Origin of the sequence: Streptomyces sp. NPDC101166 (assembly GCF_044768125.1) — a bacterium.
In the GTDB taxonomy this organism is placed as follows: domain Bacteria; phylum Actinomycetota; class Actinomycetes; order Streptomycetales; family Streptomycetaceae; genus Streptomyces.
On the sequence record NZ_JBIWPF010000015.1, the window covers coordinates 50,563 to 72,591 of the forward strand.

The following is a 22,029-nucleotide window of genomic DNA, read 5'->3' on the forward strand; positions in this document are numbered from 1 at the left end:
ACTCGTCATGTACTTCACCGACCGTGGCATCGAAGAACTCGAGAAGCGGCGCGGCGAGGAGGAGGTCACCTTCGAGTGGCTCGCCGAGCAGTTGCGGACGTTCGTGGACCTGAACCCCGACTTCGAGGTGCCGGTGGAGCGTCTGGCGACCTGGCTGGCGCGGCTGGACGACGAGTTCGACGAGGACGACGAGTAGGGCCCGCCGACGGCTGCCGTCCTCGTCCAGGGGCGCCCTTCGGGGCGCCCCTTTCGTGTGTCTTGACTTTCCGTGACCGCGATATATCGTGTTTGGAGGGAGACGCGATATGGCGTGTCGCTCCGTCCCAGGTCTAGGAGGTCTGCCATGTCCGAGTGGTCCGTCGCCGAGCCGCGCAAGCTCGCCTTCGACGAGCCGGTCAGCGAGCTGCACGTCCGCGTGGTCAACGGCACGGTGAACGTCGTGGGCACGGACGACGGCGGTCCCGCCCGTCTGGAGGTGTCGCACATCGAAGGCCCGCCTCTGGTGGTGACCCATCGCGACGGCATCCTGACCGTGGCCTACGAGGACCTGCCCTGGAAGGGGTTCCTCAAATGGCTCGACCGCAAGGGGTGGCGCCGCAGCGCCGTCGTCTCGCTCGCCGTGCCGGCGGGCACGCGCGTCGAGGTGGGTGCCGTGAGCGCCGGGGCGGTCGTCTCGGGGATCGACGGACGCACCGAGGTGCGGGGCGTCTCCGGGGACACCACGCTGGTGCGGCTGACCGGGGCGGTGCGCGCGGACACCGTCTCCGGGAGCGTGGAGGCCCAGGCCCTCACCGGCGATCTGCGCTTCAACTCCGTCTCCGGGGACCTGACCGTCGTGGAGGCGGGCTCCTCGGTGAAGGCCGACTCGGTGAGCGGGTCGATGATCGTGGACCTCGATCCGGCGAGCCGCCCCACCGACATCGGCCTGACCAGCGTCTCGGGCGAGATCGCGATCCGGCTGCCCCACCCGGCGGACGCGGAGGTCGAGGCGAACACGGCGAGCGGCGCGGTGTCCAACGCCTTCGAGGACTTGCGGGTCAGCGGCCAGTGGGGCGCCAAGCGGATCACCGGCCGGCTCGGCGCGGGCAGCGGCAGGCTGAAGGCGACGACGGTCTCCGGCTCGATCGCCCTGCTGCGCCGCCCGGCGACCGAGGAGGACGGCCCCTGGGAGGCGGAGGAGGACGCTGTGACCGCCGAGGTCCGCTTCGGGTCGCCCGACGGCTCACCGGCCGGCACAGGGCACAATGCGACTCGCGGCCCGGACGACGCGCCCCCGCCCCCCTCAAAGGCCCCCTCCGACGCCCCGGCCGACAGCACGACCGACAAGAAGGTGCTCTGACATGCCCCCCGTCTTCGCCCACGGCCGCCTCCGTCTCTACCTGCTGAAGCTTCTGGACGAGGCCCCGCGCCACGGCTACGAGGTGATCCGCCTCCTGGAGGAACGCTTCCAGGGGCTGTACGCGCCGTCGGCGGGCACCGTCTACCCCCGGCTGGCCAAGCTGGAGGCCGAGGGTCTGGTCACCCACACCACCGAGGGCGGCCGCAAGGTGTACGCCATCACCGACGCCGGGCGGGCCGAACTGGCCGACCGCAGCGGTGAGCTGGCCGACCTGGAGCTGGAGATCCGCGAGTCCGTCGCGGAGCTCGCCGCGGAGATCCGCGCCGATGTGCGCGGCGCGGCGGGCGATCTGCGGCGCGAGATGCGGGCGGCGGCGACCGAGGCCCGGCGCGGCCCGGCTGCCGGCGGGGACACGCACGCGTACCCGGGCGACAACGAGTCGTGGCGGGCCGCCAAGGAGGAGATGCGCCGGGCCAAGCAGGAGTGGAAGGAACAGGCCCGCCGCGCCAAGGACGAGAGCCGCCGGGCCCGCGAGGAGGCCCAGCGGGCGCACCGGCAGGCCAAGGAGGCCCAGGACAAGGCCCGCGCCCAGGCCCAGGAGGAGGTGCAGCGCATAGCGCGGCGCGTCCAGGAGCAGGTCCAGAGCCACTTCGCCCGGGGCGACTGGCCGACGGGCGTGCGGGAGGGCCTGACCGAACTGGCCAAGGAGTTCGGCGAGTTCGGCAAGGACTACGGCAGGGAGTTCGGCCGCGACTTCGGCTTCGGCCGCACCGGCACCGGCACCGGCACCGGCACCGGCACCGGCACGGAGGGAACGGCGACCGCGCCTCCCGAGTACTCGCAGACGCCGGAGGACTTCCCGGCCGGGTACGAGCCTGCCTGGGCTCACGAGGAGGCCGGCGGCGACCCCGCCCGCGACCTGGACCGCCTGCTGGACCGCTTCCGCGACGACATCCGCGACGCGGCCCGCGACAACGGCGTGACCCCGGAGCAGTTCCGACTGACCCGCCGCCATCTGTCCGCGGCGGCGGCCCACATCGGCGCCGCTCTCAGGAGCCCGAAGCCCTGAGGGCCGGAGGCCGGGGGGACGGCGGCGGTTCGTTCAGCCCGCCTGGGCCTGGTTCTCGCCGTAGAGGACACGGGTCAGGGCCTCGTGGGTGACGCCGTGGTCGGCGAGGGTCTCGGCGGGCGGGCCGGGGCGGGCGGTGAGGGCGAGCAGCAGGTGCTCGTCGCCGATGTGCTTGTCACGGTGGGCCAGGGCGATGCGCAGGGACTGCTCCAGGATGTCTTTGCCGTCGCGGCCGAAGCGGGGACGCCCGCTCCGGCCGGTGCTCGACCCACCTCGGCGCCCACCCGCCATGGCTCCGACGCCGTGCGTCTCCTCCACCCGGGAGACGATCTCCGCGACGTCGATGCCGAGGCCGGCGAGGGCGTCGGCGTCGGCCCGGGAGAGGCCCGCCCTGCGCCGTGCCTCCTCCAGCGCCCGCCGTACGGACTGCCGGCGCTCATCCGTCAGCCCCAGAGCGGTCAGTGCGAACGATCCGCGGCTCGCCGTCCGCTCCAGCAGGGCGAGCAGCAGGTGCTCGGCGCCCACCGTCCGCGTGCCCGAGCCCTCGCACTGCTCGACCGCGCCCCGTACGACGTCCCGGGCGTCCTTCGTGAACCGTTCGAACATCACTGCCTCCCGTGCTTCTTGTGGACGGCTTGCCTGCTGATGCCGAGTTCCGCCGCGATCTCCTGCCACGACCAGCCCTGGTCGCGGGCGCTGCGCACCTGCACCGCCTCCAGCTGCTCCAGCAGCCTGCGCAGGGCGGCGACGGCGCGCAGTCCGACCCGGGGATCGCGGTCGCCGGCGCGTGCGGCGAGATCCGTTGCTTCGGTCATGCCGTCAACTTACGTTGACACGAGAGGATCGTCAACCCTGGTTGACATGCGGGATGCGCGTCGGTGTGTGTCAGGAGTTCGTGAGGACGACCTTGCCGAACAGTTCGCCGGACGCGAGGCGTTCGAAGCCCTCGCGGGCCCTGTCGAGGGGAAGGATCTCGTCGATGACGGGGCGGACGCCGGTGGCGGCGCAGAAGGCGAGCAGGTCCTCCAGCTCCTCCTTGGTGCCCATCGTGGAGCCGACGACCTTGAGTTCGAGGAAGAAGATCCGGGTCAGCTCGGCGTGCGAGGGCCGGTCCCCGCTCGTCGCGCCGGAGATCACGAGCGTGCCGCCGGGCCGCAGGGACTTCACCGAGTGGGACCAGGTGGCCGCGCCGACGGTCTCGATGACGGCGTCCACCCGCTGCGGCAGCCGTGCGCCCGGCTCCAACGCCTCGACGGCGCCCAGCTCCAGCGCACGCTTGCGCTTGGCCTCGTCCCGGCTGGTCGCGAAGACGCGCAGCCCGGCGGCGCGGCCGAGCACGATGGCGGCCGTGGCGACCCCGCCGCCGGCCCCCTGGACGAGCACCGAGTCACCGGGCCGGACGCCGGCGTTGGTGAAGAGCATGCGGTAGGCCGTCAGCCAGGCCGTGGGCAGACAGGCGGCCTCCTCGAAGGAGAGCCCCTTGGGCTTGGGCAGGACGTTCCAGGTCGGCACCGAGACCTGCTCGGCGAAGGTGCCCTGGTAGCGCTCGGTGAGGATGGAGCGGGGCTCGTCGGGTCCGACGCCGTGCCCGGTCTGTCCGATCACGGAGTGCAGGACGACCTCGTTGCCGTCCTCGTCGACGCCGGCGGCGTCGCACCCGAGGATCATCGGCAGCTTGTCCTCGGCGAGGCCCACCCCGCGCAGGGACCACAGGTCGTGGTGGTTGAGGGAGGCGGCGCGGACGTTGACGGTGCTCCAGCCGGGCCGGCTCTCGGGGGCGGGGCGCTCCCCCGACTCCAGTCCGTTCAGCGGCTGGTCACGATCGATGCGAGCGGCGTAGACGGCGAACATGCAGCCGACGATAGGGTCCGCGCCCGGCGGGCGAAACCGGACGCCGCTGTGAGACATGCCCTCTTGCCAACTCGCCCGCAGGGGGCGCACACAGCCGGACGGCCCCACCCGTGGCGGGCGGGGCCGTCCTCAGAGCCGCGTCAGGATCGTCAGCGACGGGCCACGCCCTCGGCCCGCGCGGCCGCGGCCACCGCCGCGGTCACGGCGGGGGCGACCCGCTCGTCGAACGGCGACGGGATGACGTAGTCCGCGGCGAGGTCGTCGCCGACGACACCGGCCAGCGCCTCGGCGGCGGCGATCTTCATGCCCTCGGTGATCCGGGACGCCCGCACCTGCAGCGCGCCCGCGAAGATGCCCGGGAACGCCAGGACGTTGTTGATCTGGTTCGGGAAGTCCGACCGCCCGGTCGCGACGACCGCCGCGTACTTGTGGGCGACCTCGGGGTGCACCTCGGGGTTGGGGTTGGCCATGGCGAAGACGAACGCGCCCTCGGCCATCGAGGCCACCGCCTCCTCGGCGACCGTGCCGCCGGAGACGCCGATGAAGACGTCGGCGCCCGCGAGCGCCTCCTCCAGCGAGCCGGTCAGCCCCGCCTTGTTGGTGAACCCGGCCAGCTGGCGCTTGACGTCGGTCAAATCCTCCCGGTCCGCCGAGACGACGCCCTTGCGGTCGGCGACCGCGACGTCCCCGATGCCGGCCTCGACCAGCATCTTGGCGATGGCGACACCGGCCGCGCCGGCGCCCGAGATGACGGCCCTGAGGTCGGCGATGGTCCGCCCGCTCAGCCGCGCCGCGTTGCGCAGCGCCGCCAGCGTCACGACCGCCGTGCCGTGCTGGTCGTCGTGGAAGACCGGGATGTCCAGCGCCTCCTGGAGCCGACGCTCGACCTCGAAGCACCGCGGCGCCGAGATGTCCTCCAGGTTGACGCCGCCGAACGAGGGCGCGAGGCGCACCACGGTCTCGACGATCTCGTCGACGTCCGTGCAGGCGAGCGCGATCGGGACCGCGTCCACACCGCCGAACTGCTTGAAGAGGATCGCCTTGCCCTCCATCACCGGAAGAGAGGCCTCGGGCCCGATGTCACCGAGCCCGAGGACCGCCGTGCCGTCGGTGACGACGGCCACGACGGACGACTTCCAGGTGTAGTCGTTCACCAGCTCCGGCTGTTCCGCGATCGCGGTGCACACGCGAGCGACGCCGGGAGTGTAGGCGAGGGACAGGTCGTCCTTGTCGCGAACCGGGACGGTGGCCTGCACGGCCATCTTGCCGCCGCGGTGCAGCGCGAACGCCGGATCGAACGAGTCGAGGGGCTCCGCACCGCCCTCCTTGGCCGTTGTGTCCGATTCGCTCTCGCTGCGAGGATTGACGATCTCCGCTGCCACTGTGTCTTACCCCTTAGGTGTTCATGGATGAGGGTGGCCACTCCTGGTTGAGAAGTGGGCGGGCATCGCGCAGGTCCCAGGCGGTGATCCGTACGGGCCTGCGCGTCGGGCGCGCCGCACACGCGCCCTGAGCCCCGGATGAGGGGTGTGAAGAACCTTCTTACCGGACGGACGCGCCCCAGGACGAGTCCAATCCGTGCAAGGTCACATGCCGCATCTTGCAGGAGTCCCACAGCCCCCGCACGTCACACTGCCCCCCGAACGCCGCCGACCGCTCCGACGGGCCCTCGGTGATCATCTCAGTGACATGGCTCTCACGCCCCAACACGAGGGCGAGGACCGGACAAACTCTTGACACGCACTCAAGTCGACGTACGCGCAGTATCTCCGACGACCGCATCGTGAGATGAACCGAAGATCTTCCGGCCGGAGGAATGCATTCCAGGAGAAGGTGCGGCCTTGCACGGCCGTGATGTACCGGACTGGTGCGGTTCGGGGGTCGCCCGTTATCCGATTTTGACATGGCTGCCCCCTCGAATGGCGCAGTCCGAATGGCAAGATGCGGTAATCACACGAGGTCGCGACACCCGAAGGTGTGTGTTCTCGTCGACCCATCGGCATCTCCATTCCATCCGCCGGAGGCACTCACCATGTCCGCACGTTCCATCCGCCCTACCACCGCCGCGCGCACCCGGCTAGCCGCGGTCGGTTCCCTCGCGGTCGCGGGCGCCCTGCTGCTCACCGCCTGCGGTGACCAGACCGCCGGCGGCAGCGGCAGCGGCGACGTAGACGCGTCGGGCAAGGCCAGCACTGCGCCCCTCTTCGCCAAGCTGCCGAAGAAGATCCAGGACGCGGGCGTCATCAAGGTCGGCACCAACGCCGAGTACGCGCCGATGGAGTACGTCGAGGGCGGCAAGATCGTGGGCGTCGACCCCGACATCGCCGCCGCGCTCAGCAAGCAGCTCGGCGTCGAGTTCAAGTTCACCTCGGGCTCCTTCGACGGTCTGATCACCGCGGTCAACACCGGCCGCTACGACATCGCCATGTCGTCGATCACCGACAACAAGCAGCGCCAGGAGGGCCTGGACGACAAGGGCAAGAAGCTGGGCGAGGGCGTCGACTTCGTCGACTACTTCACCGCCGGCACCGCCGTCTACGTGAAGAAGGGCAACCCGAAGGGCATCAAGTCCATCGAGGACCTCTGCGGCCAGACGGCGGCCGTGCAGCGGGGCACCACCTACGAGGAGGCCCTGAAGGCGCAGTCCAAGAAGTGCACCGACGGTGGCAAGAAGGCCATCACGATCGAGTCGTTCGAGAACGACACCGAGGCCCAGACCCGGGTGAAGTCGGGCGGCGCCGTGGCCGGCGTCAACGACTACCCGGTCGCCGTGGACATGGCCCGCAAGGCCGACGGCGGCAACGCCTTCGAGGTCGTCGGCGAGCAGTACGACGCCGGACCCTTCGGCATCGTCGTCGACAAGCAGAACACCCAGCTGCGCGACGCCCTCAAGGAGGCCGTCGACGGGATCATCAAGGATGGTTCGTACCAGAAGGTGCTGGACAAGTGGGGTGCCCAGAGCGGCGCGATCAAGGCCGCTCAGGTCAACGGCGGCAAGTAAGACCCCCAGCACCACTGAAGGGCAGTCCCCATGACTGACAAGCTCGACAAGTCCGGCGCGGGCGCGCCGCCGGCCGACCAGCCTCCTGTGACGAAGGACTCTGCGTTCGCCGGTCCGCCGGAGGCCATCAAGGCCGTCCCGGTGCGCCACTACGGGCGCTGGGTCAGCGCCGTCGTCGTCCTCGCGCTCCTGGCGCTGCTGGTCAACGCCTTCGCGCACGGCGACATCCGCTGGCAGTCGGTGTCCGACAAGCTGTTCGACTCGACCGTGATCGCGGGCGCCGGCCGGACGCTGCTGATCAGCCTCCTGTCCATGGTGCTCGGCGTCGTGCTGGGCGTGCTGCTGGCCGTGATGCGGCTGTCGAAGAACCCGGTCACCAACAGCGTGGCCTGGCTGTACATCTGGTTCTTCCGCGGCACCCCGGTCTACGTCCAGCTGCTGATGTGGTTCAACCTGGCGCTGATCTTCCCGATCCTGAACCTCGGTCCGATCTACAAGGACGAGATGACGGACGTCATGACCCCGTTCATGTGCGCCCTGCTGGGCCTCGGCCTGAACGAGGCCGCGTACATGGCCGAGATCTGCCGCGCCGGCCTGCTGGCCGTCGACGAGGGGCAGACGGAGGCGGCCCACGCCCTGGGCATGAGCCACGGCAAGACGCTGCGCCGGATCGTGATCCCGCAGGCCATGCGGGTGATCGTGCCGCCGACCGGCAACGAGTTCATCAACATGCTGAAGACCTCGGCGCTGGTGTACGCGGTGACCTACAACGAGCTGCTGCGCTCGACCTCGGTGATCGGTTCCCAGTCGTACGCCGTGATGGAGATGCTCTTCGTCGCCTCGATCTGGTACCTGGTCATGACCAGCGTGTTCAGCGTCTTCCAGTACTACCTGGAGCGCTACTACGCGCGGGGTTCCAGCCGGAGCCTGCCGCCGACGGTCTTCCAGAAGATCAAGGCGAACCTGTTCGGATCGAGGAGCGTGGCATGACCGCGATGGTGAAGGCCGAGGGCGTCCACAAGTCCTTCGGCGCGGTCGAGGTCCTCAAGGGCATCGACCTGGAGGTCCAGTCCGGCGAGGTGTTCTGCCTGATCGGCCCGTCCGGTTCCGGCAAGTCGACCTTCCTGAGGTGCATCAACCACCTGGAGAAGATCAACGCCGGCCGTCTGTACGTCGACGGGAACCTGGTCGGCTACCGGCAGAAGGGCGACAAGCTCCACGAGCTCAAGGACAGCGAGGTCGCGCTGCAGCGCCGGGACATCGGCATGGTGTTCCAGCGGTTCAACCTCTTCCCGCACATGACGGCGGTGGAGAACGTGATGGAGGCCCCGATCCAGGTCAAGGGCACGAGCAGGGCCCAGGCCAAGGAGCGCGCGACGCAGCTCCTGGACCGGGTGGGCCTGGCCGACAAGGCCGGGAACTACCCCTCGCAGCTCTCCGGCGGCCAGCAGCAGCGGGTGGCCATCGCCCGCGCGCTGGCGATGGACCCGAAGCTGATGCTGTTCGACGAGCCGACCTCGGCCCTCGACCCGGAGCTGGTCGGTGACGTCCTCGACGTCATGCGCGACCTCGCCGAGTCCGGGATGACGATGGTCGTCGTCACCCACGAGATGGGCTTCGCCCGCGAGGTCGGCGACAGCCTGGTGTTCATGGACGGCGGTGTGGTCGTCGAGTCCGGCAACCCGCGCGACGTCCTGACGGACCCGCAGCACGAGCGGACGAAGGCGTTCCTGTCCAAGGTGCTGTGACCCGGCCCGGGTGAGGGGGCGGTACGAGATCCTTCGTACCGCCCCCTCCGCGTGCGCGGGTGCTACTTGAGGGCGAGCAGCAGGGTGTCCGAGGGCGAGCACCACACCGGCCGGGCCTCGGCGAAGCCCTTCTCGCGCAGTACGCGCGCGTGCCAGGCGGCGGAGGGCATGTCGCCGTCGGCGTGCTCGCCGTAGATCTCGAAGCGGCGGGCGGTGGGTCCGGCGAGGACGGGGTCGGCGGCGGCGAGCTGCCACCACTGGGCCCAGTCGACGGCGCCGGCCGTCCTGGCCCGGTCCATGTGAGCGTGCCGGAGCGCCCGTTCGGCGGCGTTGATCCGGGGCGTGGTGTCGTCGATCATGTGGTCCGCGTTCATGAAGACGCCGCCGTCGCGGACGAGTCCGGCGATCTGGCCGTAGAGGGCCGCGAGGGGTTCGCTGTGCAGCCAGTGCAGAGCCGTGGCGGTCAGCACGGCGTCGTAGGAGTCGTACGGCAGCTTCGCCGGCCAGTGCGGGTCCTTGAGGTCCGCGGTGACGAGGCGGACCCGGTCGTCGCCGGCGAAGGTGCCCTCGGCGATGGTGAGCAGGGCCGGGTCGAGGTCGACGCCGGTGCTGGTGGCGTCGGGGAAGCGGGCGAGCAGCCGGGCGGTGATGGTGCCGGTGCCGCAGGCGAGGTCCAGGACGCGCGGGGCGGCGCCGACGAGCGCCTCCACCATGTCGAGCATGACGCGGAAGCGGTCCTCCCGGTCCGGCATGTACCACTCCTGCTGCCGGTCCCAGCTCTGCTGCCAGCGCTGCCAGTCGGTCCCGGTGTCCATGGCCATGAGAGCCCCCTCGTCGGTCGACACGTAATACCCTGAAAGCACGATCAGTCGTTACCTGACCGCACCACGACCATAGAGCCCTCCCGTAAGGACTACAAGTGGAACTGGCCCATTACTCGGACTACGCCGTCCGTCTCGTCAACAGCGAGGCGCCGACACAGGGCAAGGACTCGCTGACCTCGGTCCAGGCCGTCCGGGACCTCTTCGGCCCCAACGGGTCGGCGGCCCGCCGGGCCACCGACGCGGACGTGACCCGCTTCCGCGCGGTGCGGGGCCGGCTGCGGGCGGTGTTCGAGGCGGCCGACGCGGGCGACGAGACCCTCGCGGTCGACCTGCTCAACTCGCTCCTGCTGGAGTTCCCGGTCAGTCCGCAGATCTCCGGCCACGACACCCGGGACGAGGACGACCGCCCGCTGTGGCACATGCACCTCGCCGACCACCCCTCCAACGCGACCGCCGGCTACGCCGCCATCGCCGCGATGGGTCTGGCCTTCCACCTGACCGAGTACGGCGTCGACCGGCTCGGCCTGTGCGAGGCCGCGCCCTGCCGCAACGCCTACCTCGACACCTCCACCAACCGCTCCCGCCGCTACTGCTCCGACCGCTGCGCCACCCGCGCCAACGTGGCCGCCTACCGCGCCCGCAAGCGCCTGGAGGCCGACCGGTCGGCCGGCACCGGTCTGGCCGCGGAGAGCGCCCAGCGCACCAGCGCCAGCGGCGAGCGCTGATCCGGCCCGAGCGGCCGGTAGCGGAACCGCACCCTGCCCAGGATCAGCTCGTCGGGCACGGCGCCGTAGTCGGTGCTGTCACCGCCGGCGTAGGCGTTGTCCCCGAGCACCCACCAGCCGCCCGCGCGGCGCTCGACGGCCCGCTTGACCACCAGCAGGTCCTGCTGGAAGGGATGCCTCAGCACGACGACGTCACCGGCCCGGACCCTGGCCCCGTACCGGACCAGCAGCTGGTCGCCGTGGCGCAGCGTGGGCACCATCGACGGGCCGGTCACCTCCGCCAGCCCGAAGGGCGCTGCCGCCCTGGTGCGCTCGGTCTCACGCGACGACTCCGGCATCCCGGCACCTCCCCTGGTTGTTCCCCCACCAGTCTCGGTCCCGCCTCCTACTTTTGTCCCAAGCCCTAGGGGGCACTCGCGAAAACCTGTCCGGCGAGGAGTAATGTCCCACCTGAGAAGACGATCACGAGGAAGGAACGCTCCATGCTTTCCCGCCTGTTTGCCCCCAAGGTGAAGGTCAGCGCCCACTGCGACCTGCCCTGCGGCGTGTACGACCCGGCCCAGGCCCGCATCGAGGCGGAGTCGGTGAAGGCCGTGCAGGAGAAGATGGCCGCCAACGACGACCCGCACTTCCAGGCGCGTGCCACCGTCATCAAGGAGCAGCGCGCCGAACTCGCGAAGCACCACGTCTCCGTGCTGTGGAGCGACTACTTCAAGCCCCCGCACTTCGAGAAGTACCCCCAGCTGCACGAGCTGGTGAACGAGACCCTGAAGGCCCTGTCGGCCGCCAAGGGCTCCACGGACCCGAAGACCGGCGAGAAGGCCCTGGAGCTGATCGCCGAGATCGACCGCATCTTCTGGGAGACCAAGAAGGCCTGATCCCCGATCACGCCGTTCGACCTGCGCTCGGCCACCGTCGTCGCAGTGTCTTCGTGACCGCACCCGGTCCGCGGGGCGCCGATCCGGCGTCCGTCGCGGTCCGGGTGCGGTCTTGTGGGGGCCGGTCAAGTGCCGATCTACGATCGGTGGATGAGTTCACCTGCTCCTGCCGCCCTCGTCCGCTGGACGTACGCCTTCGTCGACCGGCCCGCCGGGGGCTTCGAGCGGGCCTGTGCCTTCTGGGCCGCCGTCACGGACACACGGGTGTCCTCGCCCCGGGGCGAGGACGGCGAGTTCGTCACCTTGCTCGCGGAGGACGCCGACGCGTGTGTGAAGGCGCAGGGCGTCGCCGGCGGCGCCGGTGGGGCGCATCTCGACTTCTGCGTGGTGGACGTGCCCGCGTTCACGGCAGCGGCGTGCGCCTCGGGCGCGGACACGGTCGCGGCGCACGACGGGTGGACCGTACTGCGGTCGCCCGCAGGGCAGTTGTTCTGCGCGGTGCCCTGGCACGGGGAGTCCGCGCGGCCGCCCGTGGTGGCCGGCAGCCGTCTGGACCAGGTCTGCGTCGACGTCCCGCCGTCCGCCTACGACGCCGAAATCGCCTTCTGGGGCGGCCTCCTCGCCGACGAGGGGTGGACGTCCCGGCCGGGCTCGCTGCCCGGGTTCCATGTGGTCGCCCCGCCCGCGGGGCTGCCGATCAGGATCCTGCTCCAGCGGCTCGGCGAGGAGCGGGGCGTGTCCGCCCACCTCGACCTGGCGTGCGGCGGCGGGATCGACGACGTGCGCGCCCGTCATGAGGCGCTCGGCGCGACCCTCGTCGCCGTCCACCCGCACTGGACGGTGCTGCGCGACCCGGTCGGCGGGCTGTACTGCCTGACCGGCCGCGCCCCTCAGGGGTGAGGGCGGCACCCGTGCACGACGGTCGCCGAGCCCGCGTGAACGCGAGCCCGGCGGTGGTCGGAGGTGACGGATATCCGGGTCAGGTCGTGGGGGCCGTTGGAGTGTCGGCCGGGTCCGGTTCGGAGGTGGGGTGGGTGTTCTCGGGGTGACCGTGCAGTTCGACGCCTCCCTCGTTGTACGCCGCGCAGCTGGGGTTGTGGCACGGACCCGCTACCCATCGCGGGACCCAGGCGCCCAGCGTCTTATGACGCCGGACGACGGTGTCTACGGCCTGCCCGCAGTCGGGACAGACGTGGTTTTCCCTGTCCATGTCCTCAGAGTAGGACGGTTCCCGCCGGCGTGAGTAGGTGTCGGCGGGCACCGCTCCCGCGTCAGGTGCTGCGCCGGGTGACGAACTCCGCCAGGGACAGCAGACCCGTCGCGGACTCCGGTTCCGGGACCGCCCGGGCCAGCTCGGACATCGCCCGGGCCATCCGGTCGGCCGCCTGTTCCTGCGCCCACTCGCGCCCGCCGGCCCCCTCCACGGCCCGCGTGGTGCGCTCCAGGTCCGCCGGGTCGTACGGCCGCTGGTACAGCTCGGCCAGTTCCGCGGCGGCCGGGGTGCCCGAGGTGAGCGCGGCGACCACGGGCAGGGACTTCTTGCGGGCGGCCAGGTCCGCGCCGGCCGGCTTGCCGGTGCGCCGGGGGTCGCCCCACAGGCCGATCACGTCGTCGATGAGCTGGAAGGCGAGCCCGGCCTGCCGGCCGAAGGCGTCCAGCGCCTCGACGTCCTCCCCGGACGCCCCCGCGTACAGCGCGCCCATCGCGCAGGCGCAGCCGAGCAGCGCGCCCGTCTTCGCCTCGGCCATGACGAGCACCTCGTCGAGCGTGACCTCGGCGGGGTGCCGCTTCTCCAGGGCCGTGTCCGCCTGCTGCCCGGCGCACAGTTCGACCACGCAGGCCGCGAGCCGGGCGGCGGCCGCCGGTGACGCCGGGTGCCGGTCCTCGGCGAGCATGCCGAGGGCGAGCGCCTGGAGGGCGTCCCCGCCGAGGATCGCGTCGGCGTCGCCGAACACGGTCCAGGCGGTGGGGCGGTGCCGGCGCGTGGCGTCCCGGTCCATCACGTCGTCGTGCAGCAGCGTGAAGTTGTGGACCAGTTCCACCGCGGCGGCCGCGCGGACCGCCGCCGTACGGGCCGCCGGACCGCCGAGCGCGGCGGCCGCGGCGAGGACCAGCGCGGGGCGGATCGCCTTGCCGGCGTTGCCCGCGGCCGGGGAGCCGTCCGCGTGCTCCCAGCCGAAGTGGTAGAGCGCGATACGGCGCATCGAGCCGGGCAGCGATTCCAGTGCCGTGCGCAGGGCGGGATCGACGACGGCGCGCGCGTCCTCCAGGATCGCCGCCGCCTCCTGCCCCTCGGCGGCGGCCGGCGCGGCGCCGGGCCCGCCCGGGGGGCCGCCGTCAGCACGGCTCGCGGCGGAGGAGCGCCGCCGCCGTGGCCCGCCCGGATGGGGCCTGGTCTCCGTCACTTCGGTCATGAGGCCCCCCTGCCCCTCGGACGCGCCCGCCCCCGACGCGTCAGGGCCGGCGTGGTCACCGCCAGCGACCGATCTCGACGTTCTCCAGGACGCCCAGCGCGTCCGGCACCAGTACCGCGGCCGAGTAGTAGGCCGTGACCAGGTACTTGATGATCGCCTGTTCGTTGATGCCCATGAACCGCACGGACAGGCTGGGCTCGATCTCGTCCGGGATGCCGGACTGGCGCAGCCCGATCACGCCCTGATCCTGCTCGCCGAGACGCAGCGCGATGATCGAGCTGGTCCGGGCCTCGGTGACGGGGATCTTGTTGCACGGGTAGATCGGCACCCCGCGCCAGGTCGGAATCCGGTTGCCGGCGATGTCGATCGTCTCGGGGACGAGCCCCCGCTTGTTCAGCTCGCGTCCGATCGCGGAGATCGTGCGCGGGTGGGCGAGGAGCATCTTCGTTCCTCGCCGCCTGCTGAGCAGTTCGTCCAGGTCGTCCGGGCTCGGCACGCCGTCGTGCGGCTGGAGCCGCTGGTCGTACTCGCAGTTGTGCAGGAGCCCGAACTCCCGGTTGTTGACGAGCTCGTGCTCCTGGCGTTCCTTGAGCGCCTCGACCGTCAGCCGCAGTTGCTGCTCGGTCTGGTTCATGGGCTGGTTGTAGAGGTCGGCCACTCGCGTGTGGATGCGCAACACCGTCTGGGCGATGCTCAGTTCGTACTCGCGCGGCCGGGCGTCGTAGTCGACGAAGGTGTGCGGGATGTCGGCCTCTCCCGCGTGGCCGGCGGCGAGGTCGACGGACTTCTCGCCGTAGCGGTTGGTCTGCTGCGCGGGGATCGACAGCAGCGAACGCAGGTGCGCGCGCAGGGAGTCGGCGCGTTCGGCGACCTGCTCGAAGTCGGCGCGGGACAGCGTCAGCACCGTGCAGGTGGTGTCGGCGCGCGCGGTGTACTCCCAGATGGACTCGCCGTCCAGGAGCGCCTGGTCGCCGAAGTACGCGCCGTCGGCGAGGACGCCGAGGACCTGGTCGTCGCCGTAGGGGCCGGTGCCGATTTTCTCCACCCTGCCGTGCGCCAGCAGATGGACCTCGTCGGTCTGGCTGCCGAAGGAGGCGATGACCTCACCCGGGGCGTACTCGCGCTGGCGGCAGCGCTGGGCCAGCTCGCCGAGCACCTGCTCGTCCTCGTAGGAGCGCAGCGCCGGCAGTTCGCCCAGTTCGGCGGGGATGACCTCGACGCGGTCGCCGGTCTTGAGGAACGTGACCCGGCCGTCGCCGACCGCGTACGTCAGTCGTCTGTTCACCCGGTACGTGCCACCCTGCACGTCCACCCAGGGCAGCGTCCTCAGCAGCCAGCGGGAGCTGATCTCCTGCATCTGCGGTGCGGACTTGGTCGTGGTGGCCAGGTTCCGCGCGGCCGCGGTGCCGAGGCTCTGCTGCGGCTTGCCCTGCTCGGCGCGGACCTCTTCGCCTACCGACATAAGGAATTGCCCTCCCAGTCATGCACGGACGCCGTGGTGCGCCGATGCACTGTTTCGTGGGCAAGCCTTCCATCACGCAGGGTGCTCGTGCTATTACACGAACGAGGGGGAATGGATCACCGAGCGCTTGGGAAGAGCGCTTTCCCCGCCCGAACGATGTTCGACAATGGGCTGGTGACCAGCTCCCTTCCGTTCGATCCCGTCGCGCTGCGCCCCCGGCTGCCCTCGCCCGTGCAGGAGGTGTCCGACGAGCGATTCACCCGGCGCGGAGTGCGGCTGAGGCTCAAGCGGGACGACCTGATCCATCCGGAGCTGATCGGCAACAAGTGGCGCAAGCTGGCCCCGAACCTGGCCGCGGCGCGGGGGCGGACGGTGGTGACGTTCGGCGGCGCGTACTCCAACCATCTGCGGGCCACGGCCGCCGCCGGCCGGCTCCTCGGCCTGCCCACGGTGGGGGTGGTGCGCGGGGACGAGCTGGCCGACCGGCCGCTGAACCCCTCCCTGGCCCGCTGTGCCGCCGACGGGATGCGACTGCACTTCGTCGACCGGGCGGCCTACCGTCGCAAGAGCGAGCCGGAGACTCTGGCGGCCCTTCTGCGCGCCGCCGACGCCGAGGACGCGTACGTCGTCCCCGAGGGCGGCAGCAACGCGGCGGCCGTCCGCGGCTGCCGGGCGCTGGGCGAGGAACTGCGGGGGCGCGGCGACGTCGTCGCCCTGGCCTGCGGCACCGGCGGCACCCTCGCCGGGCTGGCCGCCGGCCTCGGCCCCGGCCAGTCCGCGCTGGGCATACCCGTCCTGAAGGGGGGCTTCCTCGGCGACGACGTCAGGGCCCTTCAAGCAGAAGCGTTCGGCGGGCCGCGCGGCCGGTGGCGGCTCGACGAGCGCTTCCACTTCGGCGGGTACGCGCGCGTGCCCGAGGCCCTCGACGCCTTCGCCGACGACTTCGAGCGACGGCACGCCCTGCCCGTCGAACGCCTCTACGTCGCCAAGGTGCTGTACGCCCTGGCCGCTCTGGCGGAGGAGGGCGCGTTCCCGCGTGGCGCCCAGGTCACGGCGGTGATCACGGGCTCCCCGTTCCCCGCCTGACGTCACCCCGCTTCGCGGAAGGCGGCCGCCTCCTCCAGGTCCAGTCTGCGCAGCAGCGTGCGCAGCATCTCGTCGTCGATGTGGCGGCCGTCGCGGAGGCGGACGAACACCTCGCGTTCGGCGCTGATCATCTCGCGGGACAGCCGGCGGTAGGTGTCGTCCACGCTCTCTCCGGTGACCTCGTTGACCTGGCCGAGTCGCTCCCAGACGGCGTTGCGGCGGCGCTCCATGACCATGCGCAGACGGTCGGCGAGGGGTGGGGGCAGGGTGTTGCGCTCGTCGTCGAGGAGGGCGTCCAGGCGTTCCTCGGCGACCCGGGAGGCCTGCGCCTGAGCGTTGGCCTCGGCGAGCGTGGCCGCCCGCGGGTCGGCCCCGGGGAACTTCAGCAGCCGGATCAGCGGGGGCAGGGTCAGCCCCTGCACGACCAGGGTGCCGATGACGGTGGTGAAGGTCAGGAAGAGGATCAGGTTACGGTGCGGGAAGGGCTCCGCCCCGTCGTCGATGGTGAGCGGGACGGAGAAGGCGATGGCGAGCGAGACCACGCCGCGCATGCCGGCCCAGGCGACGACGATCGGCCCCCTCCAGGTCGGGTTCTCCTCACGCGCGCGGATGCGGGCCGACAGCAGCCGCGGCAGGAAGGTCGCCGGGTAGACCCACAGGAAGCGGACCGCGACGACGACGAGGAAGAGGGCGACGGCGTACCAGGCGGCGTCCAGGCCCTCGTACGCGCCCAGCCCCTTCAGGACGACCTGGAGCTGCAGGCCGATCAGCGCGAAGACCGCCGACTCCAGGATGAAGGCGACCATCTTCCAGACCGCTTCCTCCTGGAGGCGGGTGGCGAAGTCGACCTCCCACGCGCGGTGGCCGAGGTACAGGGCGACGACGACCACGGCGATGACGCCGGAGGCGTGGAACTGCTCGGCGGCGGCGTACGCGACGAAGGGGATCAGCAGGGACAGCGTGTTCTGCAGCAGCGGCTCCTTCAGGCGTGTGCGCAGCCAGTGCAGCGGCGCCATCAGGACGATGCCCACGGCGGTGCCGCCGACCGACGCGACCAGGAACTCCTCGACGCCGCCGACCCAGGACGCGCCCGTGCCGACGACGACCGCGAGGGCCACCTTGTAGGCGGTGATCGCGGTGGCGTCGTTCAGCAGGGACTCGCCCTGGAGGATGGTGGTGATCCGCGAGGGCAGTCCGACCCGGCGGGCCACCGCGGTCGCCGCGACCGCGTCCGGCGGGGCCACCACCGCGCCCAGCACCAGCGCGGCGGTCAGCGGCAGGCCGGGGACGAGCAGGTGGGCGGCGTAGCCGACGGCGACCGTGGCGAACAGGACGTACCCGACCGAGAGCAGCGCCACCGGTCGCAGCTGCGCGCGCAGGTCAAGGTAGGAGCTGTCGGTGGCGGAGGTGTACAGCAGCGGGGGCAGCAGCAGCGGCAGGACGATGTGCGGGTCGAGGGTGTAGTCGGGGACGCCCGGCACGTACGACGCGGCCAGGCCGACCGCCACGAGGAGCAGCGGGGCGGGCACCGGGGTGCGCCGGGCCGCCCCGGCGATCGCCGCACTGCCCGCCACCAGCAACAGCAGTGGCATCACGTCCATGTCGTCCCGCCCTCGATTTTCCGCGCGGTCGTCCGCGCGCGCGTCGTAACCTGGCAATCATGAAACAGTGCACGCACGCCGACGCGCTGCCGCACCCCCCACCGGACCCGCTCGGCGAGACCTGTCCGGAGTGCCTGCGCAACGGCACCCACCCGGTGCAGTTGCGGCTGTGCCTGACGTGCGGCCACGTCGGTTGCTGCGACTCCTCGCCGGGCCGCCATGCCACAGAGCACCACAAGGAGTCGGGCCACCCGGTCATGCGCACGTTCGAACCGGGTGAGAACTGGCGCTGGTGCTTCGTCGACCACGTCCTGGTGTGAGCGTCGCATGTTCGGCGAACTCCGCAGGTCGTGGTCCGAACCGCCCCTCGGCGGTCCGGCGGTCCAGCGGGTACGGTTCGAGCATCTGACGCCTGGGTACGTCAACCCGGCGCGCCCTGTTCCCATTTGGGCCGGCAGACCTCTAGACACGGAGCGTATTCACAGCTTTACTGTGAGTGACGCCATGGGGTTGGGGGTCCGGGGACAGGAGACTTGAGAGCGCGATAGCGTCACCGCTGCACCACACACGCGTTACCCCGGGGGGTGACCCTCGGCCCTGAAAAGCTTGTACCACCTTGGAGGTGAGGGTGTCCCAGATCGCAGGCGAGCCCGCGACCCAGGACTTCGTGGAAGTCCGGCTGCCGGCTGCGGGTGCCTACCTGTCGGTGCTGCGGACGGCCACGGCCGGCCTCGCGGCCCGTTTGGACTTCACCCTGGACGAGATCGAGGACCTGCGCATCGCGGTGGACGAGGCGTGCGCGATCCTGCTCCAGCAGGCCGTGCCAGGTTCCGTCCTCAGCTGTGTCTTCCGCCTGGTCGACGACTCACTGGAGGTCACCGTCTCGGCCCCGACCACGGACGGCCACGCCCCCTCGCGGGACACCTTCGCCTGGACCGTGCTGTCCGCCCTCGCGGGCAAGGTCTCCTCCGCCGTGGACGAGGACAAGACCGTTTCGATCAGCCTCTACAAACAACGCGGCGCGGGACCCGGGCCGGCGTGAGGAACGGGGACGGGCCGGTGCGGGACGAAGAGCGCGGCACACGGGGGCGGCCTGCCGAGAGCGCCGGGGCGCCGGTCTCCTCGGACGACTCCCGGCGCATGGGTGTCGACGGCATTCCCGAGCAGGCGCGGCCGCATCCGGAGGACGAGTCGGCCTCCGTGGGGGCCGTCCCGGCGGGCAGTGCCGTGCAGGAGCCGTCTCGGGAGAGGCGGATCGGGGGTACCCCCGGCCGGGCTGAGACAAAGGCTCGACAGAGGGCGACGGGCGGGACGATGAGCGAGCACGAGCGAGACGACGAACAGGGCGTGCCAGGCGCGCGGCACGAGCCTCAGCGCCGCGAGCCCCACCAGCGCGAGCCGCAGGACCGCAGCGGCGCGCGGGCGCTCTTCGTCGAGCTGCGCGGACTGAAGGACGGCAGCCCCGAGTACGCGGAGCTGCGCAACCGGCTGGTCCGCATGCACCTGCCGCTCGTCGAGCACCTCGCCCGCCGCTTCCGCAACCGCGGCGAGCCGCTGGACGACCTCACCCAGGTCGCCACCATCGGCCTGATCAAGTCGGTCGACCGCTTCGACCCGGACCGCGGTGTGGAGTTCTCCACGTACGCGACCCCGACGGTGGTCGGCGAGATCAAGCGGCACTTCCGCGACAAGGGCTGGGCGGTGCGGGTGCCGCGCCGGCTCCAGGAGCTGCGCCTCGCGCTGACGACGGCGACCGCGGAGCTGTCGCAACTGCACGGCCGCTCCCCCACCGTCCACGAGCTGGCCGAGAAGCTGGCGATCTCGGAGGAGGAGGTGCTGGAGGGCCTGGAGTCCGCCAACGCCTACTCCACGCTGTCGCTGGACGTCCCCGACACCGACGACGAGTCCCCGGCGGTCGCCGACACGCTCGGCGCGGAGGACGAGGCGCTGGAGGGCGTGGAGTACCGGGAGTCGCTGAAGCCGCTCCTGGAGGACCTCCCGCCCCGCGAGAAGCGGATCCTGCTGCTGCGCTTCTTCGGCAACATGACCCAGTCGCAGATCGCGCAGGAGGTCGGCATCTCGCAGATGCACGTCTCGCGTCTGCTGGCGCGCACACTGGCCCAGCTGCGGGAGAAGCTCCTCGTCGAGGAGTAAGGGCTACTTCTCCTCGTCACCGGGGCCGCGAGCGTCACGGGTGCCGCCCGCACGCCCCCCGTCGCCGCGGTCGGCGTTGCCGGGCCCCCGGATCCCGAGGGCCCGGGTCGTCTCGGGGTTGACGAGCAGGACGAGAGCGCAGACGGCGACGACCGCGAGGGCGATGCCCGCCGGGATCGCCATGCTGTCGGCCTGGAGCAGGTTGTAGGCGACGGGCAGCGCCAGGATCTGCGTGATCACGGCCGGGCCCCGGCTCCAGCCGCGGCGGCCCAGCAGCCCGCGGGCGGCCAGCAGCGGCAGCAGTGCGAGCACCGCCAGGGTCACCCCGCCGGTGACGGCCTGCCGCCGGTCGTCGGGATCGCCCGCCACCCCGAGGACGAGGATCCACACCCCGCCGACGAGCAGCGCCAATCCCTCCAGGGCGACGAGGCCGGCGGCATACGTCAGACGACGCGGGCGCGGGCCTGCGGTTTCCGGCACGACGGGCTTCTGCTCACCACTCACCCCCGAAGCGTATCCGCCGGCCCCGCGCGGCCCCCGGCGGCACCCGTGGCCACCGGCGGGCGCGGGCCCGTGGTGAGGGTCACGGCGGGAACTCTTACCTATCCCTTGATCGGCCTGTGCCCCGGTACCACCCAGTAGGTACGCTGCGGACCATGCGTGCACTCCTCGTCGTCAATCCGGCTGCAACGACCACCAGTGCACGGACGCGTGACGTCCTCATCCACGCGCTCGCCAGCGAGATGAAGCTCGACGCCGTCACCACCGAGTACCGCGGGCACGCCCGCGATCTGGGACGGCAGGCGGCACAGAGCGAGGACATAGACATGGTCGTCGCCCTGGGCGGCGACGGCACGATCAACGAAGTGGTCAACGGCCTGCTGCACGACGGGCCCGCCCCCGAGCGGCTGCCCGGCCTCGCCGTGGTCCCCGGCGGCTCCACCAACGTCTTCGCCCGCGCCCTCGGCCTGCCCAACGACCCGGTGGAGGCCACCGGCGCACTGCTGGACGCGCTGCGCGAGGGCAGGGAGCGCACGGTCGGCCTGGGCCTGACCTCCGGCACCCCTGGCACCGAGGACGAGGCGGTGCCGGCCCGCTGGTTCACCTTCAACGCCGGGCTCGGATTCGACGCGGGGGTCGTCGGCCGGGTGGAACAGCACCGCGAACGCGGCAAGAAATCCACACACGCTCTTTACGTGCGCCAGGCCGCGCGCCAGCTTTTCGGCGAACCGCAGCGCCGGCACGGAACGATCACTCTGGAACGTCCGGGCGCGGACCCGGTGACCGATTTGGTGCTGTCCATCGTCTGCAACACGGCTCCGTGGACCTATCTGGGCAATCGCCCGGTGTACGCGTCACCTAAGGCTTCGTTCGACAGCGGGCTCGACGTATTCGGTCTCAGCCGTCTGTCCACCGCCGCGGTTGTCCGGTATGGCACCCAGTTGCTCACTTCGTCCCCCGAGCGGGGACCCCATGGCAAGCACGCTGTCTCATTGCACGATCTGGACCGCTTCACCTTGCATTCGAAGGTCCCTTTGCCCCTCCAGATGGACGGTGACCACCTGGGGCTGCGAACCAGCGTGACGTTCACAGGCGTACGCCGTGCACTGCGTGTGATTGTGTGAGCAGAACTGGCTAAAGTCCTTTCACTCGAACGTTTAGGCCAGGATCCACCCCATGGAAGTACGGCTGTGACCTAGTCGACACCGAGGAATCAAAAAAAACTTTCCGGAAGGGGTTGTATCCGCCGCTGAGGTTTGCGAGTCTCTACGTGGCGATCGGGACAGCCCGCAACACCGGCATCCACTGATCACCGGAACCCCTCTACAAACACCAGGACCCACGCCAGGGAAACCCGGCTGGTGGCCCTTCACTTG

The 22,029-nt window shown here is 71.3% G+C and carries 25 protein-coding genes; 14 read left to right on the forward strand and 11 right to left on the reverse strand.

What is annotated here, in order from left to right; all coding sequences use genetic code 11:
* The first annotated feature begins 7 nt into the window (after nucleotides 1–7).
* The 3 genes from ACIRS4_RS25555 to ACIRS4_RS25565 all read left to right on the forward strand — a co-directional run bounded on the left by ACIRS4_RS25555 (nucleotide 8) and on the right by ACIRS4_RS25565 (nucleotide 2,408).
* A complete protein-coding gene (locus ACIRS4_RS25555; RefSeq protein ID WP_130443608.1) occupies nucleotides 8–196 on the forward strand; it encodes a DUF6104 family protein in 189 nt (62 codons plus the stop codon).
* A 147-nt stretch (nucleotides 197–343) separates the two neighbouring features.
* Nucleotides 344–1,339, forward strand: coding sequence for a DUF4097 family beta strand repeat-containing protein (locus ACIRS4_RS25560; RefSeq protein ID WP_404200242.1), 996 nt, complete (start codon nucleotides 344–346; stop codon nucleotides 1,337–1,339).
* Nucleotide 1,340: 1 nt separating this feature from the next.
* Entirely contained in the window at nucleotides 1,341–2,408 is a 1,068-nt protein-coding gene (locus ACIRS4_RS25565; RefSeq protein WP_404200245.1) for a helix-turn-helix transcriptional regulator, read from the forward strand.
* A gap of 33 nt (nucleotides 2,409–2,441) precedes the next feature.
* On the opposite strand, the gene ACIRS4_RS25570 is transcribed toward ACIRS4_RS25565, so the two are convergent.
* The 4 genes from ACIRS4_RS25570 to ACIRS4_RS25585 form a co-directional block, all read right to left on the reverse strand.
* A complete protein-coding gene (locus ACIRS4_RS25570) occupies nucleotides 2,442–3,014 on the reverse strand; it encodes a Clp protease N-terminal domain-containing protein (protein ID WP_404200248.1) in 573 nt (190 codons plus the stop codon).
* Nucleotides 3,014–3,223, reverse strand: a complete 210-nt coding sequence (locus ACIRS4_RS25575) for a helix-turn-helix domain-containing protein (protein ID WP_351095105.1) — start codon at nucleotides 3,221–3,223, stop codon at nucleotides 3,014–3,016. The genes ACIRS4_RS25570 and ACIRS4_RS25575 overlap by 1 nt, the downstream gene beginning before the upstream one ends.
* A 70-nt stretch (nucleotides 3,224–3,293) precedes the next feature.
* On the reverse strand, nucleotides 3,294–4,259 hold the full coding sequence (locus tag ACIRS4_RS25580) for a zinc-binding dehydrogenase (protein ID WP_404200251.1): 966 nt from the start codon (nucleotides 4,257–4,259) through the stop codon (nucleotides 3,294–3,296).
* Nucleotides 4,260–4,408: 149 nt separating this feature from the next.
* A complete protein-coding gene (locus ACIRS4_RS25585; RefSeq protein ID WP_404200253.1) occupies nucleotides 4,409–5,641 on the reverse strand; it encodes an NADP-dependent malic enzyme in 1,233 nt (410 codons plus the stop codon).
* 650 nt (nucleotides 5,642–6,291) lie between these two features.
* On the opposite strand from ACIRS4_RS25585, the gene ACIRS4_RS25590 reads away from it, so the two are divergent.
* The 3 genes from ACIRS4_RS25590 to ACIRS4_RS25600 are packed head-to-tail and all read left to right on the forward strand — an operon-like array spanning nucleotide 6,292 to nucleotide 9,008.
* The gene (locus tag ACIRS4_RS25590) at nucleotides 6,292–7,260 is read left to right on the forward strand and encodes an ABC transporter substrate-binding protein (RefSeq protein WP_404200255.1); all 969 of its coding nucleotides are present in this window, start codon (nucleotides 6,292–6,294) and stop codon (nucleotides 7,258–7,260) included.
* A gap of 30 nt (nucleotides 7,261–7,290) precedes the next feature.
* Nucleotides 7,291–8,250, forward strand: coding sequence for an amino acid ABC transporter permease (locus ACIRS4_RS25595; protein ID WP_130443624.1), 960 nt, complete (start codon nucleotides 7,291–7,293; stop codon nucleotides 8,248–8,250).
* Entirely contained in the window at nucleotides 8,247–9,008 is a 762-nt protein-coding gene (locus ACIRS4_RS25600) for an amino acid ABC transporter ATP-binding protein (protein WP_404200258.1), read from the forward strand. Before ACIRS4_RS25595 ends, ACIRS4_RS25600 begins: the two co-directional genes overlap by 4 nt.
* A gap of 62 nt (nucleotides 9,009–9,070) precedes the next feature.
* On the opposite strand, the gene ACIRS4_RS25605 is transcribed toward ACIRS4_RS25600, so the two are convergent.
* The gene (locus ACIRS4_RS25605; protein WP_404200261.1) at nucleotides 9,071–9,829 is read right to left on the reverse strand and encodes a class I SAM-dependent methyltransferase; all 759 of its coding nucleotides are present in this window, start codon (nucleotides 9,827–9,829) and stop codon (nucleotides 9,071–9,073) included.
* Nucleotides 9,830–9,927: 98 nt separating this feature from the next.
* Between ACIRS4_RS25605 and ACIRS4_RS25610 the strand changes: the two genes are divergently transcribed.
* A complete protein-coding gene (locus ACIRS4_RS25610) occupies nucleotides 9,928–10,557 on the forward strand; it encodes a CGNR zinc finger domain-containing protein (RefSeq protein WP_404200263.1) in 630 nt (209 codons plus the stop codon).
* On the opposite strand, the gene sodX is transcribed toward ACIRS4_RS25610, so the two are convergent.
* Nucleotides 10,461–10,895 (reverse strand): nickel-type superoxide dismutase maturation protease, encoded by a 435-nt coding sequence (gene sodX, locus ACIRS4_RS25615; RefSeq protein WP_404200265.1) that lies wholly within the window; start codon nucleotides 10,893–10,895, stop codon nucleotides 10,461–10,463. The two genes, ACIRS4_RS25610 and sodX, sit on opposite strands and share 97 nt — an antisense overlap.
* A gap of 144 nt (nucleotides 10,896–11,039) precedes the next feature.
* Between sodX and sodN the strand changes: the two genes are divergently transcribed.
* Nucleotides 11,040–11,435: a superoxide dismutase, Ni gene (gene sodN / locus ACIRS4_RS25620; RefSeq protein ID WP_404200268.1), complete on the forward strand. Its 396-nt coding sequence runs from the start codon at nucleotides 11,040–11,042 to the stop codon at nucleotides 11,433–11,435.
* Between the two features lie 150 nt (nucleotides 11,436–11,585).
* Nucleotides 11,586–12,335, forward strand: a complete 750-nt coding sequence (locus ACIRS4_RS25625) for a VOC family protein (RefSeq protein WP_404200270.1) — start codon at nucleotides 11,586–11,588, stop codon at nucleotides 12,333–12,335.
* A 79-nt stretch (nucleotides 12,336–12,414) separates the two neighbouring features.
* Here the strand turns inward: ACIRS4_RS25625 and ACIRS4_RS25630 are convergent, their stop codons facing one another.
* The 3 genes from ACIRS4_RS25630 to ACIRS4_RS25640 form a co-directional block, all read right to left on the reverse strand.
* Complete coding sequence (locus ACIRS4_RS25630) at nucleotides 12,415–12,645, reverse strand: hypothetical protein (RefSeq protein WP_404200273.1); 231 nt, start codon at nucleotides 12,643–12,645, stop codon at nucleotides 12,415–12,417.
* A 61-nt stretch (nucleotides 12,646–12,706) separates the two neighbouring features.
* Entirely contained in the window at nucleotides 12,707–13,849 is a 1,143-nt protein-coding gene (locus ACIRS4_RS25635) for a family 2 encapsulin nanocompartment cargo protein polyprenyl transferase (protein WP_404200276.1), read from the reverse strand.
* A gap of 55 nt (nucleotides 13,850–13,904) precedes the next feature.
* The gene (locus tag ACIRS4_RS25640) at nucleotides 13,905–15,311 is read right to left on the reverse strand and encodes a family 2B encapsulin nanocompartment shell protein (protein ID WP_404200279.1); all 1,407 of its coding nucleotides are present in this window, start codon (nucleotides 15,309–15,311) and stop codon (nucleotides 13,905–13,907) included.
* 156 nt (nucleotides 15,312–15,467) lie between these two features.
* On the opposite strand from ACIRS4_RS25640, the gene ACIRS4_RS25645 reads away from it, so the two are divergent.
* On the forward strand, nucleotides 15,468–16,397 hold the full coding sequence (locus tag ACIRS4_RS25645; RefSeq protein WP_404200282.1) for a 1-aminocyclopropane-1-carboxylate deaminase/D-cysteine desulfhydrase: 930 nt from the start codon (nucleotides 15,468–15,470) through the stop codon (nucleotides 16,395–16,397).
* Between the two features lie 2 nt (nucleotides 16,398–16,399).
* Here ACIRS4_RS25645 and ACIRS4_RS25650 read toward each other — a convergent pair whose 3' ends face one another.
* Nucleotides 16,400–17,998, reverse strand: coding sequence for a Na+/H+ antiporter (locus tag ACIRS4_RS25650; RefSeq protein ID WP_404200285.1), 1,599 nt, complete (start codon nucleotides 17,996–17,998; stop codon nucleotides 16,400–16,402).
* Between the two features lie 59 nt (nucleotides 17,999–18,057).
* On the opposite strand from ACIRS4_RS25650, the gene ACIRS4_RS25655 reads away from it, so the two are divergent.
* The 3 genes from ACIRS4_RS25655 (at nucleotide 18,058) to ACIRS4_RS25665 (ending at nucleotide 20,152) form a co-directional block, all read left to right on the forward strand.
* Nucleotides 18,058–18,318: a UBP-type zinc finger domain-containing protein gene (locus tag ACIRS4_RS25655; protein WP_404200288.1), complete on the forward strand. Its 261-nt coding sequence runs from the start codon at nucleotides 18,058–18,060 to the stop codon at nucleotides 18,316–18,318.
* Nucleotides 18,319–18,626: 308 nt separating this feature from the next.
* Nucleotides 18,627–19,040, forward strand: a complete 414-nt coding sequence (locus ACIRS4_RS25660) for an anti-sigma regulatory factor (protein WP_004925829.1) — start codon at nucleotides 18,627–18,629, stop codon at nucleotides 19,038–19,040.
* Complete coding sequence (locus ACIRS4_RS25665) at nucleotides 19,037–20,152, forward strand: SigB/SigF/SigG family RNA polymerase sigma factor (protein ID WP_404200291.1); 1,116 nt, start codon at nucleotides 19,037–19,039, stop codon at nucleotides 20,150–20,152. Before ACIRS4_RS25660 ends, ACIRS4_RS25665 begins: the two co-directional genes overlap by 4 nt.
* Before the next feature lie 3 nt (nucleotides 20,153–20,155).
* On the opposite strand, the gene ACIRS4_RS25670 is transcribed toward ACIRS4_RS25665, so the two are convergent.
* On the reverse strand, nucleotides 20,156–20,656 hold the full coding sequence (locus ACIRS4_RS25670) for a hypothetical protein (protein ID WP_404200294.1): 501 nt from the start codon (nucleotides 20,654–20,656) through the stop codon (nucleotides 20,156–20,158).
* A gap of 152 nt (nucleotides 20,657–20,808) precedes the next feature.
* On the opposite strand from ACIRS4_RS25670, the gene ACIRS4_RS25675 reads away from it, so the two are divergent.
* Nucleotides 20,809–21,777 (forward strand): diacylglycerol/lipid kinase family protein, encoded by a 969-nt coding sequence (locus tag ACIRS4_RS25675; RefSeq protein WP_404200297.1) that lies wholly within the window; start codon nucleotides 20,809–20,811, stop codon nucleotides 21,775–21,777.
* Nucleotides 21,778–22,029: the final 252 nt, after the last annotated feature.